Source organism: Gemmatimonadota bacterium, from assembly GCA_026705765.1.
Lineage (GTDB): Bacteria > Latescibacterota > UBA2968 > UBA2968 > UBA2968 > VXRD01.
This window is the reverse complement of record JAPPAB010000125.1, coordinates 1-15,116: the sequence shown is the minus strand read 5'-3', so window position 1 is coordinate 15,116 and position 15,116 is coordinate 1. Positions and strand designations below refer to the sequence as shown.

At 47.7% G+C, this 15,116-nt stretch carries 13 protein-coding genes; 11 read left to right on the top strand and 2 right to left on the bottom strand.

What is annotated here, in order from left to right:
- Positions 1-2 precede the first annotated feature (2 nt).
- Positions 3-512, bottom strand: coding sequence for a MogA/MoaB family molybdenum cofactor biosynthesis protein (locus OXH16_16785; protein MCY3683055.1), 510 nt, complete (start codon positions 510-512; stop codon positions 3-5).
- 22 nt (positions 513-534) lie between these two features.
- A complete protein-coding gene (locus tag OXH16_16780; protein ID MCY3683054.1) occupies positions 535-1,308 on the bottom strand; it encodes a sugar phosphate isomerase/epimerase in 774 nt (257 codons plus the stop codon).
- A gap of 175 nt (positions 1,309-1,483) precedes the next feature.
- Between OXH16_16780 and OXH16_16775 the strand changes: the two genes are divergently transcribed.
- The 11 genes from OXH16_16775 to OXH16_16725 all read left to right on the top strand — a co-directional run bounded on the left by OXH16_16775 (position 1,484) and on the right by OXH16_16725 (position 15,006).
- A complete protein-coding gene (locus OXH16_16775) occupies positions 1,484-3,724 on the top strand; it encodes a thiamine pyrophosphate-dependent enzyme (protein MCY3683053.1) in 2,241 nt (746 codons plus the stop codon).
- A 15-nt stretch (positions 3,725-3,739) separates the two neighbouring features.
- Positions 3,740-5,434 (top strand): leucine-rich repeat domain-containing protein, encoded by a 1,695-nt coding sequence (locus OXH16_16770; protein ID MCY3683052.1) that lies wholly within the window; start codon positions 3,740-3,742, stop codon positions 5,432-5,434.
- Between the two features lie 638 nt (positions 5,435-6,072).
- Complete coding sequence (locus OXH16_16765; GenBank protein MCY3683051.1) at positions 6,073-6,837, top strand: DNA-binding response regulator; 765 nt, start codon at positions 6,073-6,075, stop codon at positions 6,835-6,837.
- Between the two features lie 97 nt (positions 6,838-6,934).
- On the top strand, positions 6,935-8,221 hold the full coding sequence (locus tag OXH16_16760) for an HlyD family efflux transporter periplasmic adaptor subunit (GenBank protein ID MCY3683050.1): 1,287 nt from the start codon (positions 6,935-6,937) through the stop codon (positions 8,219-8,221).
- Between the two features lie 8 nt (positions 8,222-8,229).
- Complete coding sequence (locus tag OXH16_16755) at positions 8,230-9,945, top strand: peptidase domain-containing ABC transporter (protein MCY3683049.1); 1,716 nt, start codon at positions 8,230-8,232, stop codon at positions 9,943-9,945.
- Positions 9,946-10,000: 55 nt separating this feature from the next.
- Positions 10,001-10,405, top strand: a complete 405-nt coding sequence (locus OXH16_16750) for a hypothetical protein (GenBank protein MCY3683048.1) — start codon at positions 10,001-10,003, stop codon at positions 10,403-10,405.
- A 218-nt stretch (positions 10,406-10,623) separates the two neighbouring features.
- On the top strand, positions 10,624-11,316 hold the full coding sequence (locus tag OXH16_16745) for a tetratricopeptide repeat protein (protein MCY3683047.1): 693 nt from the start codon (positions 10,624-10,626) through the stop codon (positions 11,314-11,316).
- Positions 11,317-11,334: 18 nt separating this feature from the next.
- Entirely contained in the window at positions 11,335-12,075 is a 741-nt protein-coding gene (locus tag OXH16_16740) for a CPBP family intramembrane metalloprotease (protein ID MCY3683046.1), read from the top strand.
- Between the two features lie 27 nt (positions 12,076-12,102).
- Entirely contained in the window at positions 12,103-12,828 is a 726-nt protein-coding gene (locus tag OXH16_16735; protein MCY3683045.1) for a GNAT family N-acetyltransferase, read from the top strand.
- The gene (locus tag OXH16_16730; GenBank protein ID MCY3683044.1) at positions 12,821-14,722 is read left to right on the top strand and encodes a S8 family serine peptidase; all 1,902 of its coding nucleotides are present in this window, start codon (positions 12,821-12,823) and stop codon (positions 14,720-14,722) included. Before OXH16_16735 ends, OXH16_16730 begins: the two co-directional genes overlap by 8 nt.
- 8 nt (positions 14,723-14,730) lie before the next feature.
- Positions 14,731-15,006: an acyl carrier protein gene (locus tag OXH16_16725; GenBank protein ID MCY3683043.1), complete on the top strand. Its 276-nt coding sequence runs from the start codon at positions 14,731-14,733 to the stop codon at positions 15,004-15,006.
- The last annotated feature ends 110 nt before the right edge of the window (positions 15,007-15,116 follow it).

Below are 15,116 nucleotides of genomic sequence, written 5' to 3'. Positions count from 1 at the left end.
TTCTATTTTTGTCGCCAGATTTCCCAGACGAGGTGTGATAGTTCGGGTACGATGAGTTTTTCCATGGCGAGTTGTACAGCGCCAGATGATCCCGGCATGCAGAAGATCATGGTGTCTTTGTACACGCCTGCTACGGCGCGCGAGAGCATGGCGCCCGAGCCGATGTCTTCCCAGGAGAGAAAGCGAAATACTTCGCCAAATCCGTCGAGGCGTTTTTCAAGCAGGCTTGTGACGGCTTCATAGGTGGTGTCGCGCGCGGCAATGCCGGTGCCGCCATTGGTGAGGATGACGTGGCATTCGCCTTTTTCGGCGATTTGTTTGATGAGCGCGCGTATCTGGTCGGCTTCGTCTTTGACGACGCGGTAAAACGCGATGCTGTGACCGGCAGCTTCGACCAGTTCTTTTATGATTTTGCCGCTTTTGTCATCGGCTTCGGTGCGCGTGTCGCTGATGGTGAGCACAGCGCAGGTGACGGGGTCTTTGGCTTGCTCGATATGATCTGTGTAAGGCATGGGGAACTCCGGGGTGAAAGGATTATGATAGGCCCATGGCTCGGAGGTTGTCGTAGCTGATTTTGAGGCTGTCGAAGGGGTCGCGGTCGTAGCAGCGGTCCTGTTCGACGATGTACCAGCGCGTGCCGGATTCGCGCCCGGCTTCAAAGATGGCGGGCCAGTTGAGGTTGCCTTCGCCGACTTCGGCAAAGCGGGTTTCGCGGCCTTCAATGGCCATGTCTTTGACGTGGACGAGGTCTATGCGGGTGTTGGCTTTGCGGATCCATTCGGCGGGGTCGCCTCCTCCTGCCTGTACCCAGTACACGTCGATTTCGAGTTGTACTACTTTGGGGTCTGTTTCTTGCAGGATGATTTCAAGGGCGGTGCGGTTGCCGAATTTTTGAAATTCAAAGTTGTGGTTGTGATATGCAAAGGTCAAGCCCGCGTCGGCGAGTTTGTGACCGACTTCGGAGGCGTCTTTGGCAAAGCGGATATATCCGGCTTCGCCGTCTTCCCGATACGACTGGGGCAGGCTGCCGATGGCGGGGTATTTGCAGTTCCAGAGGAGGTGCTCGTCTATGACGGCTTGTGTGTCGTCGCGCATGCGGTCAAAGCCAGTGTGTGTGGCGCAGATTTCAATGTCGTTGTCGTCGGCTATTTGTTTGAGTTCTGCGGGGTCAATGGGTCCAAAGCCGGAGACTTGCATGGCGTCGTAACCCATGGTTTTTACTTTTTTGACGGATTCGGCGATGTCTGAGATGGTTTTGGTGAAGTCGCGCACGGTGTACATTTGCGCGGCGATCATGGTTTTTGGCATTTTGGGCTCCTTGGGTGGAAGTGAGATTTTCTGTAGGGGTGTGAAACATAACATAGACAGGGGATGGATGCCAGAATTTTGTGTATGGGATTTTTCTGGATTGTTGCGGGGTGTACGTTTATTTTAAGATTGTTACCCGTATGACGACTTGTTTATCACTGGCTGGGGAGAGATTATGTCGAATATGAAGGCGTTGGCAGAAAGGCAAGGGGAGCGCAATGATGCGCTGTTGAAGGATACGCAATTTCTCGGGGATGAGATCGCGTCCGATGTTCTGGGGTTGCATATTGATATTGCGACGACCGAGTCGCTTGGGGAAGCAGAAGACCGGGCGTTGACGGCGTTGCAGATTGAGGGCGCGCGCACGGCGATTCGGGCGCTGGCGTCGTTGGCAGAGATCGGGGAGTTGGACCATCTGGGCGGGGGATTGGAGTTGATCCCGGGGTTGTTGATGACGCTGTCTGTGGCGGATTACGATACGCGTACTTATACGATTGAGCACGCGCATACGAGTGTCGGGTATTATTCGGCGTTGGCGGCGTTTGGTTTTGTGGCGGCAGAGGGCGTTGTCGAGCGGTTTCGGCGCGGGCTGGATTTTCCCGGACATGTGGCATGGTTGCCGGGGGGAACACAGCTCAATGGCGGGCGTTTGGGGGTGATGATTCCTGTGGCTGTGGGTCTGGCGTTGGGCAAGAAGGCATTGTGTGACGATGCGTGGGTGATTGCTCATTGCGGGGATGCGGGGTGGATTTCGGGTCAGGGTCTCAATGGTTTTAATGGGGCGAGTGTACACGGGGCGCCGATTACTTATGTGATGCACCGCAATGGCATTCAGTTGTCGGGTAGTACGGCGAGTATTATGGATGTGGATCCGCGTAGTGCTATTTCTGCGATGGGCGTGGAGGTGCTGGAGGTTGCGTCGCTTCACGATAATGTCGCGCTTTATCAGGCTTATAGGGAGGGGTATAGTCTCGCGCAGACGGGTAAGCCGAGTCTGATTTATCCCACGGGATTTTCCGGGGAGGATGTGACGCTGAAGACTTTTGGCGCGCGCTATGGGGTGACCGGGGCGGTGGAGGCGTTTGCCGCGCAACACGATGTGCCGATGGATAAGCAGGTGTGGATTCCGGGGTCGCTGATGAGTTTTCGGGATACAGAGCCGATGTTGGAGTGTTTGTTTTTGGTGAATGATTTGCCGGGTGGAGAGAATCATCACGATGGGAGTATGCAGGGGCGCGTTGAGGCAGAGGTTCTCGGCGGGGCGATGTTTGAGGCGACGGCTGAACAGGCGGAGGCGCTTGCAATGCTCCGGCAGAATGGGTCGCGCACGGTTGTTACGAGGGCGAGGCCAGCACCCGGTAGTGCGAATTTGGAGATTCCCGCGGGTAAGGCAGCAGCGGCTGATTTGCCGACTGAGAAGGCGAGTCCGCGCGATGGTGCAGCCGCGGCTTATGCTCTGGTGGCAGAGGCGCATCCCGATCGCGTGTTTGTGGTGAGTTGCGATTTGGATCCTTCGACAAAATTGGCGGCTGCTCGGGCGCATTTGTCAGACGATCACCAGTTTGAGATGAGTATTGAAGAGCAAGCCGCGACGCTTATTGCCAATGGTCTGGCGATGAGTTCGCACGAGCCGCAGCTCAATGTGGTTTCGACTTTTGCCGCGTTTTTTGAGGGGATAGCGCGCGAAGGGTTTGATATGTGGCAGTATCAGCGCAATTTGAATGGGGTGAATGAGGGTATTAATGTGGTGTTTCATCTCTCTCATGTGGGTGCGTGTACGGGGCGCGATCACTTTTCGGGTTGGGGGCTTGATTGGATTAATGTGGGGTTGACGTATTTGCCCTATTTGCACCGGTTTTACGCACCGGCAGATGCGCGCGTGGCGTTTTTGGCGGTGAAGGATATGGCGGCGCATTACGGCGGGCATATTATTGGGGTGCCGCGCGATTCGGGTTTGCCCGTGTTGCAAAAGCAGGATGGGTCGGGTTCTCTGTGGAATCCGGAGGAGGCGTGGGAGCCGATTACGGCTTTTCGCAAATACGATGGGGCAAGGCATGCGATTCTGGCTTTTGGCGCGCCGGCTTTTTTGGGTGCGGAGGCTGCCGAGGTTTTGCTCGCGCGTGGGAATCCGACGGATGTGTATGTGGTGAATGGATTGCCGCTGCCCGATGGGGCGTTGAATGATGTGCTGAGGAATTACGAGGGTGTGGTGACGATTGAAGATGGAAAGATTGGGACGCCAGAGACGGGTTTGCGCGGGTTTGCAGGGTTGGTAGGGTCTTCGTGCAGCATTGCCCACGCGCATGTGGGGATTACAGATCCGAGGATTGCACCGTCAGAAGGTCTCGAAGCGACCTGGGCACATTTTGGGATTACTACAGAGGCACTTGTTGAGGCGGTGGAGATGGTATTGTAAATATGCGAGGACTTGATGCGTAAACAGATTTTGTTCATTCTATCAACACTCGCGCTTTTGATGCATCCGCTGTCTCTTTCGGCACAGAATAGTACGGCGGGTGATCAAGATGTTACCCCGGACTTTGATGGCGATGGTCGGGTTGAATTTCCTGACTTTTTGGCGTTTGCAGGTCAGTTTGGAGCACGTCAGGGCGATGGGCGTTATGATGCCAGATATGATCTGGATAGCGATGGCGAAATTGGATTTTCCGATTTTCTACTTTTTAGCAGTAGCTTTGGTAAAGAGGTATATAAGCCTGGCGGTACAGCGATGGTTGCTATTTCGGATGCGAATTTGCGCGCTGTTATTGAGGATAGTCTGGGCAAGGCGAGCGGTGCGACGATTACCAGAGATGATATGGCAGTTTTGACACACCTTAGGGCGCCGAATGAGAATATCAGTGACTTGACTGGACTTGAGTTTGCGATTGGTCTGACGAGTTTGGATCTTGGTACAGAGAGGGTGGGGGATAGGTGGGTCAACAGCAACAAAATATCCGATCTCTCTTCCCTCTCGGGTTTGACCGGTCTGAAAAGTCTGTATCTTACCTCCAACCGTATCCGTGATGTATCTGTGCTGTCAGGCTTGACCGAACTGGAATGGCTGTCTCTTTCTGGCAACCGCATCCGTGATGTATCCGTGCTGTCTGACTTGACCAACCTGACACAACTGTATCTTTCCTCCAACGACATCGCGGATGTGTCGGTGCTATCTGGCTTGACCAGTCTGGAAATTCTATGGCTACGCACCAATAGTATCAGTGATGTGTCTGCGGTGTCAGGCTTGACCAACCTGAAAAGCCTGGATCTTGCCACCAACCGTATCAGTGATGTGTCTGCGGTGTCAGGCTTGACCAATCTGACACAGCTATATCTTTCCTCCAACGACATCGTGGATGTGTCCGTGCTGTCAGGCTTGACCAACCTGAAAAGCCTGGATCTTGCCACCAACCGTATCAGTGATGTGTCTGCGGTGTCAGGCTTGACCAATCTGACACAGCTATATCTTTCCTCCAACGACATCGTGGATGTGTCCGTGCTGTCAGGCTTGACCAACCTGAAAAGCCTGGATCTTGCCACCAACCGTATCAGTGATGTGTCTGCGCTATCAGGTTTGACCAGTCTGGAAGAGCTGGATATTTCTAGCAATAGCATCCGTGATGTGTCCGCGCTATCAGGTTTGACCAGCCTGATAAGGCTGTATCTTTACACCAACAGTATCAGTGATGTGTTCGTGCTGTCAGGCTTGACCGATCTGGAAGAACTGTCTCTTTCTGGCAACCGTATCAGTGATGTGTCTGGACTATCTGGTTTGATCAACTTGACAAGGCTGTGGCTTTACGCCAATAGTATCAGTGATGTGTCTGGACTATCTGGTTTGACTAACCTGACAAGGCTGTATCTTTACAACAATAGCATCTCGGACCTTTTGCCTTTGGTTGCAAACAGGGGATTGGGTACTGGAGATGTGGTTGATGTACGGAATAATCCATTGAGTGCCATATCACGCAACACGCATATTCCAGCCCTTCAGAACAGAGGGGTTGATGTGCGTTTTGGCGCGTTAAAGCCCGCGGTGGAAAAGACAGAACAAGACATTTTTCCTGAGATGATGGAATTTTTGGGGGGTGAGGAATGGGAGAGAAAGGATGTGATTGGCTCAAAGTGAGTGTCTGTTTTGATGAAGACGCTGTAATGGGAAAGAGCGAGTCCTTTTTGACTCGCTCTTTTTTTGTCGATAAATCGACGCGATTGGTCGCGATCCAGTGCTTGCGAACTGTGGATGGGAAAACTTGATATCCCATTCACAGTTTTTTTGATAAAAATGCACCAATTCTGAAAAAAATGAAAAAATAAGAGATATTCGGAAGGAATCAGAGATACGCGGAATCTTTTTGAGTTGAGATTACAGGCGTGACAGTAGTATTATAAAAAAGCCGCTGACAAGACCAGGACAAGTCAACTGTCAGCGGCGGCAAATATCTCAAGCTGATAACTTGAGAAGGTTAAACTAAGGTAGCGACCTGAAGCGCGATTGTCAATGTGAATTTAATGTTCAATGCAAAAAGAGAAAATTGAACAATATTTTCACCTCTTAATTCAACATTCAGCCTGACTTTTACTCCATGACAACTTCTATATGGAATAAAAATAATACTTTGTAGAAATTATCATTTTAAAAATCCACATTGGCACACATGTTGCATGTATCTGTTTAAGCAGTGAAAAAGCTGTATTGAATCGTGTGGAGTATCATGTTCTGGGCCTCAAATATTTAGACAGCGTTTTATCGCACAGGAAAAAAATATGAACAAACAGAAAATACTGATTATAGATCACGATCTCAGCATTCTATCGACCCTTGCAGGATTTCTGGGCGATGAACCTTATGACATAAGTACGGCGGAAAATGGAAAAGAAGGGCTTAAAATTTTGAGACGAGAGAAGATTGATCTGGCTGTTGCTGAAAAAGATATAGCGGGCCTTGACGGGATCGCACTTTTGGAGCGCGTTGCAGCAGAGAAAATTCAGACAAACATCCTGATCATGGGAAGCGTTGTGCCCATGGAAGTAACGAAAGAAATACTCACAGCAGGTGCTGTGAGCGTATTGGATAAACCGATTGTGAAGGACAAATTTTTGGCAGAGGTAAAAACCTGTATCCTGCTAAATGAAGTGAGATACAAGGTATCGCGGACCAGTGAAGCATCCCGTTCACTGCCCAGATCCTTTCAACGGCCATTGAACACTGGCCGGGAGAAGGTTTCGCAAGAGAAGTTGGAATCATTTTTGGAGGAGCATTACAGAAATTCAGACCTGAAATTTGAAGACCTCACGAACCATTTTAAGATCTCTCTATCGCAGGGTCACGCGCTGTTCAAAAAATATTTTGACAAGACCTTCCGTGAAAGACTGAGGGAGGTCAGAATAGCGCAGGCAGAGCACTTTTTAACGGGATCATCGCTGTTTATGTATGAAATTGCACCCCTATGTGGGTATCGTGGATCAAATCGTTTCTCTGAGGACTTCAAGAGGATACATGGCATTTCTCCCACCCAGTACCGCAAATAATTTATGCGTGGAGAAATTCAGGGGTTTTAGGAAGATGTCTGAGTTGAATGTTCATTTGTCTGATCGAATTTCATTTTAACAGTGGGCTGAACGAGTTATGGCACATAGTGAACAGGTTATAAAATTCAATGGCTATTCGCAAAAAGATGTGCCTATTGAAAACACAGAGGCGCGAGAAGCCCTCCCAACTTCGGGGATTGGCTTCCGGTTTGTGCGCTATTTCTTGCTCACCATTTTGTGCGTTGTGGGAAGCATGGTCGCGTTTATCTGTCTTTTGGGATGGCATCTGGGTATGGAAATCACGGTTGCAGGGCAAGGTCGCTTGCAGCCTACTGCGCGTTATGAAGTGAAAGCACAGCGATTTGGCTTGATTCAAACGGTTCATGTGCAACACGGGCAAGAGATTGCACAGGGTGATTTGATGCTGACTTTGGATGATACCGATTTACGCACGGAATTGGAGCAACTCGAACATGAACTGGGGATAAATCAAAGTCGGCGTGTGGCTCTGGTATCAGGATTGCAACGCGAGCGCGCTGTTTTGGAAACAGAGATTGTGCAGGCTGAAGTGGAATATGAGACCGCAAAGTTGCAATTGGAACAGGTTAGGCAAGAATACCAGATCCATCGCAAATACGCGCCTTATCGCGAAGATGGGAGTATGCGACCTCCTGTTGATACGTTGATTCCCATTCGGGTACACCAGACGCGGGTAGAGGGCGCAAAAGTAGAAATTGAACGGGTAAAACGACGGTTGGTCGCTCTGGACAATCGCAAGCAGGAACACGAGATGCTAAAACAAACGTATGAAAAATTACAGGTCAGCTATCGCCTTGTCGAAACGCGTTTGGAACAGATGAAGATCTACGCGCCTGTTTCTGGAACCGTGTTGACGCGTGATTTGGACAAACGCGAAGGAGATCGCATTGAGGCGGGTGAAGCCGTGATTGAATTGGCCGAATTGCACAGTTGGCAAGCTGAGGTGATGATTCAAGAAGTGGATATCCCAAAGGTGAAAGAGGGACATAAGGTGCGAATATATGTGAATGCTTTTCCGCACATGGAATACAAGATTTTTGAGGGCAGGGTGACAGATGTGCCGAGAAAACCCGAGCCCATCACACCTTTGGGTGCCGGTCTGGTGCCGGGCGGTATAAGTACTGTTTATGCGGTGAAGATCAGTGTGATAGATCCGCATTTATCCGATGGTGAGAAAGAATGTCCGCTTGCTTATGGCATGGGTGTGGAAGCCAAAATCGTGACAGAGCGCGGTCCCATTGTTGACTTGCTGTGGAAGAAGTTTCTGAAAACCGTGGGCAAAATCGGTCGTCCAGAGATTTATCGGTTGGAAGAACCTCTTGAAACCGTACAGACCGGGAACTAAATAATTCGATGCGCCAAATATTCAAAATCATCAAAATGCTCCGTCCTTACTGGCGGTTTATCTTCCAGTCCCTCCTCGTGGGCATCATGGTCATGTTCTTGCGAATCCCAGGACCGTATATCACTAAAGTTCTGATTGATGATGTGTATCCGCACAAAGACTACACTCTCCTGACCTTTATTCTGATTTTGGGTGCTGTACTCTCGATAGGGTTGGGGTTTACTGGACTGTTGAGCACTTATTTTGCGCGTTATGTGGGTGTCAACATGGGTCTAGATTTCAAATCCCGATTTTACTCCCATGTGCAATCGCAGGACTTCAGCTTTTTTGACAACCGGCAGACAGGGGAAATCCTGTCTCGATTCAGGGATATGGACAGATCTATTGGCAGTACCATTGGAATGGTGAACAGCCTGATTATGAACACCCTCCAGTTACTTATTTTTCCACCTATTTTGCTCTACATCAACTGGAAACTGGCTTTACTCAGCTTGGTAGTACTGCCTTTTGATACTGTATTGATTATCGTGTCAAAAAAATATCTCAGCAGAGTTTCAAAAAAATTGACCGAAGCCTCTGCCGAATTATCGGCCAAGTCCTACGAATCGCTTTCGGGCATTCGCACTGTACAGGCATTGGGACTGGAAGCCGCATTTTATCACAAGCTCAGAGACATCTTTCTCAATGTTGCAAAATTGCGAATCCGGTCAACGCATTTAAGTGGGGGATTTGGGTTTGTGGGAACGTTGGTGAAAACAGCGGGCACTTTGGCGTATGGATGGTATGGCTGGACGCAAGTTCTATCGGGCAATCTCTCGCTGGGCAGTTACATGGCTTTTTCCGGTTATGTGGGCTATCTCTACGGTCCAATTGGCAATCTCATCGGCCTTGTGGGACAGGTTGAAATGGCACTGGTTCGCATCAATCGTTTTTTTGAGGTCTATGATTTAAAACCTGAAATCCAGGATCGTCCCGATATGCCTATCTTGCCAAAGGTGAGAGGTGAGATCGGTTTTCATAATGTGAGTTTTGCATACCAGGAAGATCAACCCGTTTTGCGCCACATCAATCTGCATATCCCTGCGCAAGCTACCATTGCTCTGGTCGGCAAGAGTGGATCTGGCAAATCCACACTTGCCAAATTGATCCCGAGATTTTACGATCCGCAAGAGGGGTATGTGTCTATTGATGGGTACGATATTCGAAATTATCGCTTGAAATCTATCCGTCAGCAGGTGGGATTTGCTATGCAGGGCAGTACCTTGTTTCAAGGTAGTATTTTAGACAATTTGACTTTTGGGCACGACATACCCTTGCGAGATGTTCAGAATGCGACACAGGCTGCGTACATCCACGACTTTATTGCGTCATTGCCCGAAGGATATGAAACACTGGTCGGCGAGCAAGGAGCACAGATGTCAGAAGGACAGAAACAGCGCATTGCTCTATCGCGCGTGCTGTTGATGGACACGCCCATTCTCATTCTGGATGAACCTACTGCCGCCCTGGATATGGAATCTGAATATCACATCCAGGAGGCATTGAAAATCGTGCGAAAAGGAAGAACCACCATCATCATCGCACACAGACTTGCAACCATCCAAAATGCAGATGAGATTGTGGTCTTGGATGAGGGACAGATCGCAGAGCAGGGAACGCACGAGTGGTTAGCCATGCAAGACGGGGTTTATGCCCGTTTATATGAGAAAACGGCGAGTATATGACGTGAACGTAGCCTTCGGGGGCTGTAGTATTTATTTCTTTGAAAGGAGAAACACAATGAAAATCGTAAAGTTGTATAAACCTCAGCGGATGGGCAGTTTGGAAAACGTTCTTGCCTATTCTGGTGAGGAAGATGAACAGGCCCAGGCAGATTCTACTGCTACAGACAGTACGGGTGTGGAATTGACAGAGAGGGGGATTTCAACGACCAGTCAGGACTCTACGGGTCGCATTACCTTTTCTATAAATTCACCAGTATGGATTGCAGATGGAGAAGGTCCTGACAGCACAGATGTAGATAGTCTAAGGATCAGTCTTACAGGGGCCGGTGGTTCGGGAATTGATATAGCTATTCCTCTCCCCGTCGATTCTGAGGGGGGTAACGCCGTCCCTCAGCCCTCTCCGTTTCCTATGCCTGGTGAGGTAGAGTATGATCAGTATGGCAGAAAACTTGTTCATTAATCTGGGAGGATAACGTTAAATTTTGACGATCAGCGCATGGTGAAAAGCATAATCGTTCACAGGTTTTGCCCGATCTGAAAGCCGTGAGCAGTTTTTTCAGCCCCCGAAGGCTCTTGTAGATACATTTTAACTTCTCAGTGCGTTGACGTGAATTAATGAATCAAGTATTTTATCCCAGATGCCCTTATCCCTGTCCAGATAGATGAGAGAATGCTGTAATGAAAAAGTTTTTGATGCTGTGCCTTCCCCTTGTACATGCCGTTGCTTTCTATTATTTTGCGAGTTTTATTTTAGAACCTTATAAATCTCGTGGGCAAGCTCAAATTTTGTCAAAAAAGGGAAATAAGTTTTTAAAGATTGGTGCCGTTGAAGAAGCTTTGAATGCCTATCACCAGACAGTTGAATTAAATCCCGAAAATAAGTTTGCCTGGAATATCCTGGGCTTGATTTATAGCGACCAAAAAAAAAATCAAGACGCGCTTGAAGTTTATGACCAGGCACTTCAAATATTACCTCAAGCATCTATCTTATGGAATAATCGAGGTACTGTTTTGGTAGAAATGGACGAATTGGAAAAAGCACTTCTTTCATTTGACCGCGCATTAGAACTTGACACCGAATATTCTGATGCCTGGAACAACAGAGGGGTTGTGTTTCTTGAATTAGGCAGATTACCCGAAGCGATCATTGCACTGGATCGATCAATTGAACTGGACCCCAAAGATGGTAATACCTGGTATAACCGTGCTCGAGTATATGGGGCAATGAAAAATAAAGAACAGACTCTTTCAAGCTTAAAAAGAGCACTCCAGTGGGATCCTGATAAGAAAAAAGGAATTCACAAAGAACCTGCTTTCGAATTTCTATTGACAGACGAAAAATTTAAGATGTTGAGCAACAAACCGGATTAAACTGAATTGGAATTATCTATGGCTTTAGGACCATCAATTGAAGAATCTCCCAAAACGGAATCTATACAAGAGAACTGGCCGCCAGCACTTCAGGTGCCTTTGGCAAAAGGTTTGATCTGGTCTTGTTTAATTATCCTAGAAGGTATGATTGTGTGGAGACTTGTATCGCCACCAAGGGGTTTCGTGAATGCCCTTATGCAAGGGATGCATCTTCTCTTAGTGCTTTTTGTTTTGGTTCAATTCGGACGGTTTGAGTTAAAGAAAATGGTGTCTTATGCTATTCCCCCTAAACGCGTATTCTTCTTCTGGATATATGCAGGTATAGGTCTAACAGCGTATTATTTACCCCTTAATTTTTGGGAAGGCCTCGGTGCCCAACCGCCAGACTTTGTATTTCAGTATCTATACCTTTTTATTGGAGGGGTTATATTAGCACCAATTGAAGAAGAGCTTCTTTACAGAGGTCTGCTTTACGGAACGATCAGGACAAAATATGGAAAATTTAAGGCTTATGTCATTAGTATTTCAATCTTTGTTTTTCGACATAAGCGTTTATGGCCTTATATCATAGAGGGTTATTGGGACTTATTTTTGTTGCACTTGATCACATTGACAGTGCTTGCTTATTTTTTAACCTATCTCTACGAATCTAAGCGCAGCCTTCTATTATGTATGGCTTTTCATAGCTCTGCAAATATTAATGTCACTATCACACCTCTTCTTGGATTTCTGTATGGCGGCTATATCGTCGGCAAGTGATTTTTTCATTTTTGAAAGAGAATAACGATGTATCACATTCAGTCCTTAAGCGAAAACGATTTACATCACTATGCTACCTTTCTGAGAGATATTCAGACACACCATTGGTCCTTGTCTTCCAATGCTTTTCAAAGACAGCCAAACTCTGAATGCCTCCCTACTTGTGAAGAAATCATTGAAGATTTGAGCAGCTTAGAGCACTCGGTCATCTATTTACTCAAGCGAAATCACCGGATCATTTCATCCATGAAAATAACTCAAAAGAAATCCGAGCCAGATGTGCTCATTTTTTCTCATGTAGAAACCCATCCCGACTTTCAGAGACGCGGAACTTTTGGACTGGCACTGGGGGATGCGTGTTTGAGAACCGCCTGTGGATCTGATTGTAAACGGATTGAAATTACGACCTGGTCGTTCAATCGAAAAGGGATTCCACTTTACAAACGATATGGATTTCGTGCAATACCAGGCACCAATCTTTTGATGGAAAATTATCTGCCAGCTATTGTGAAGCATGTAGATGCACAACCCTATTTTGCGCGCCATGATTATATTCGCACACTCTATAACAAACGCAGTTATGGGTATGATGCTGTTAAAATGAATGGCATAAGTGTCTTTGAATATCGCTGGAAGCCGAGAAAGTCTGATGATACATTGCGCGTGTTGGTTGATTGGAAAAAGAAAGAAATCATTGATGTAGAATGCAAGATCATGGATTTATCATCATTAATTAGAGAATGTCATGCGTAAAGAAAATCCCTCTCAAATCCGGATTGCCATTGTCGATAGCGGCATAGACACATCGCATACAGGTGTGGGTGATGTTGCGGGTGGTGTTCATATTCAGATTGGTAAAGATGGTGAGACTGTGTTTTTGGATGATCACGCTGATTGCACAGGACATGGCACGGCGTGTGCTGGGATTATCAGGAAGAAGGCTCCTGATGCGATGTTGTATAGCGTTCGGATTTTTGATGCATCCTTGATGGCGGATGGACGAGCATTGATTGCGGCGATTCAGTGGTGTATTGACAATGAGATAGATGTGGTGAATTTGAGCCTGGGCACGACGGATGTGACGTTTAAGAAAGCTCTTCAGAAAGTGTGTCGTAAAGCGGTTGGTGCTGACGTGATTCTCGTAGCTGCTGAGAGCAATGACGGACGTGAGAGTTATCCTGCGGTATTTCCCGAAGTGATTGGTGTGACTGGTGGTGCGATCCATGAAGTAGATGGATTTTATTACCGCAAGGATCAGCGCATTGAATGTGTGGCGCGAGGTGATGAACAGCGCGTGTGCTGGTTAAACGAAAAATATATTATGACGGGAGGAAACAGCTTTGCTGCACCCCATATCACAGGCATTGTGGCACACCTGTTGGAACAGCATCCACAATATTCTGTTCAAGATATTCGGTTATTACTACAAGAAAAAGCATTAAATGAAATTCCTCGAAATGAAAATAAGTCTAAATTTGGCCATCAATCATACCGAAAAGACTTTCAAGAAGATTATTCCTATATCAAAAAAGCCGTGTTGTATCCATATAACAAAGAGATGCACAGCCTGGTGCGCTATCGCGATTTGCTTGCGTTTGAGATTGTCGGGGTCGCCGATCCCATTGGCAAAGGTATGGTAGGCAAAGATGCAGGCAAGGTGATTGGGGAACCGCAGGCAAATTTGCGGATCAGTCCGAATATTCGTCGCGCAATAGCAGATGCCGATACGCTCATTCTCGGCTATGTGGATCAACTATCTCGTATCCGCAAGCGCGATTTGCTCAGGGAATATGTGCAATTGGCTCTTGATGAGGGATGCCATGTGTTCAGTTTTCAGGCACTTGATCCAACCGTTTACGGCGATCTGTATGAGTTAGCGGACAAAAAGGGACTGCGCCTTGCCTATCCTCACGTTCACAGAGAAGAACTTGCACAGGCAATTCAAAATTTCAACGCGCTCCCACCTGTGGATGTGCCTGTACTTTCAGTGATGGGGACGAGTTCTCAACAGGGCAAGTTCACTTTGCAACTCGCGCTCAGGCGCAGGCTCATCCAAAAGGGCTATAAAGTCGGGCAGATCGGCACTGAGCACCATTCTCGGTTATTCGGCATGGATGCTGCTTTCCCAATGGGCTACGCTTCGCCGCTCAAACTACCATTTCAACATTACATACCGTATCTGGATTACAAAATGCGCGAGATTTGCCAGCGCACACAACCTGACATTATTTTGACAGGTTCTCAGTCGGGGACTATTCCCTATCATGTCCAGGAACACAGTACACATTGCTTGTCTTCGCTGGCGTTTTTGCTGGGGGTAAAACCAGATGCCTGCATTCTGGTGGTCAACAGCATTGATGCCGAAGAGTATATCCGAGATACCATAGATGGCATACGTGCGGTGTGCAAAGCACCGACTATCTTGCTGGCGATGGGCGACCACGAAAAACACATCCGAACAGCGTATGGGCGCAGTATGATCACGCCCAAAAAGATGGCACAATCTCAAATTGATCGTCACCTCAAAAAACTACAAGATTCGTTTTGTGTGCCTGCGATTGAGATTCTTTCAGAGACGGGTCAACAGCGTCTTGTGGAAACTGTGATTCAATATTTTTCAAAGGATGATACATCAACTATCGCATAGGAGGGGTTATGTCTATTGAACATCGGGTCAAACAGGTGATTATTCGCACGTTGTCTCTTGAAGTTGATGCGGACGAAATTGACGATGAAGACGAGCTTTTTGGCGGTGGTCTGGGAATTAATTCAATGGCGACGATTGAGATTATTGTGGGTCTGGAAGAAGAATTTGGCATTGAGGTGCCAGATGAAGATTTGCGCGTGGAATTGTTTGATAGCGTGCAGACCATGGCCGACTATGTTCGCACAGCACTAAATAAGGTACCTGCTGCCGGATATATAGAATAGATTTTTCGCTCACACTCAGATGGCACAGATTTCGAGGCACATCATGCAAAAAACACTTCCCATCCAGGTATCCCCACCCATACACGGCTATCCCCGCCATGGCTATCGGC

Bases quoted from the DNA above. Each gene is read 5' to 3' on its own strand.
- OXH16_16770 (MCY3683052.1), top strand. From the start codon at position 3,740: ATGCGTAAACAGATTTTGTTCATTCTATCAACACTCGCGCTTTTGATG.
- OXH16_16765 (MCY3683051.1), top strand. From the start codon at position 6,073: ATGAACAAACAGAAAATACTGATTATAGATCACGATCTCAGCATTCTA.
- OXH16_16775 (MCY3683053.1), top strand. From the start codon at position 1,484: ATGTCGAATATGAAGGCGTTGGCAGAAAGGCAAGGGGAGCGCAATGAT.
- OXH16_16755 (MCY3683049.1), top strand. From the start codon at position 8,230: ATGCGCCAAATATTCAAAATCATCAAAATGCTCCGTCCTTACTGGCGG.
- OXH16_16730 (MCY3683044.1), top strand. From the start codon at position 12,821: ATGCGTAAAGAAAATCCCTCTCAAATCCGGATTGCCATTGTCGATAGC.
- OXH16_16760 (MCY3683050.1), top strand. From the start codon at position 6,935: ATGGCACATAGTGAACAGGTTATAAAATTCAATGGCTATTCGCAAAAA.
- OXH16_16725 (MCY3683043.1), top strand. From the start codon at position 14,731: ATGTCTATTGAACATCGGGTCAAACAGGTGATTATTCGCACGTTGTCT.
- OXH16_16785 (MCY3683055.1), bottom strand. From the start codon at position 512: ATGCCTTACACAGATCATATCGAGCAAGCCAAAGACCCCGTCACCTGC.
- OXH16_16750 (MCY3683048.1), top strand. From the start codon at position 10,001: ATGAAAATCGTAAAGTTGTATAAACCTCAGCGGATGGGCAGTTTGGAA.
- OXH16_16740 (MCY3683046.1), top strand. From the start codon at position 11,335: ATGGCTTTAGGACCATCAATTGAAGAATCTCCCAAAACGGAATCTATA.
- OXH16_16780 (MCY3683054.1), bottom strand. From the start codon at position 1,308: ATGCCAAAAACCATGATCGCCGCGCAAATGTACACCGTGCGCGACTTC.
- OXH16_16745 (MCY3683047.1), top strand. From the start codon at position 10,624: ATGAAAAAGTTTTTGATGCTGTGCCTTCCCCTTGTACATGCCGTTGCT.
- OXH16_16735 (MCY3683045.1), top strand. From the start codon at position 12,103: ATGTATCACATTCAGTCCTTAAGCGAAAACGATTTACATCACTATGCT.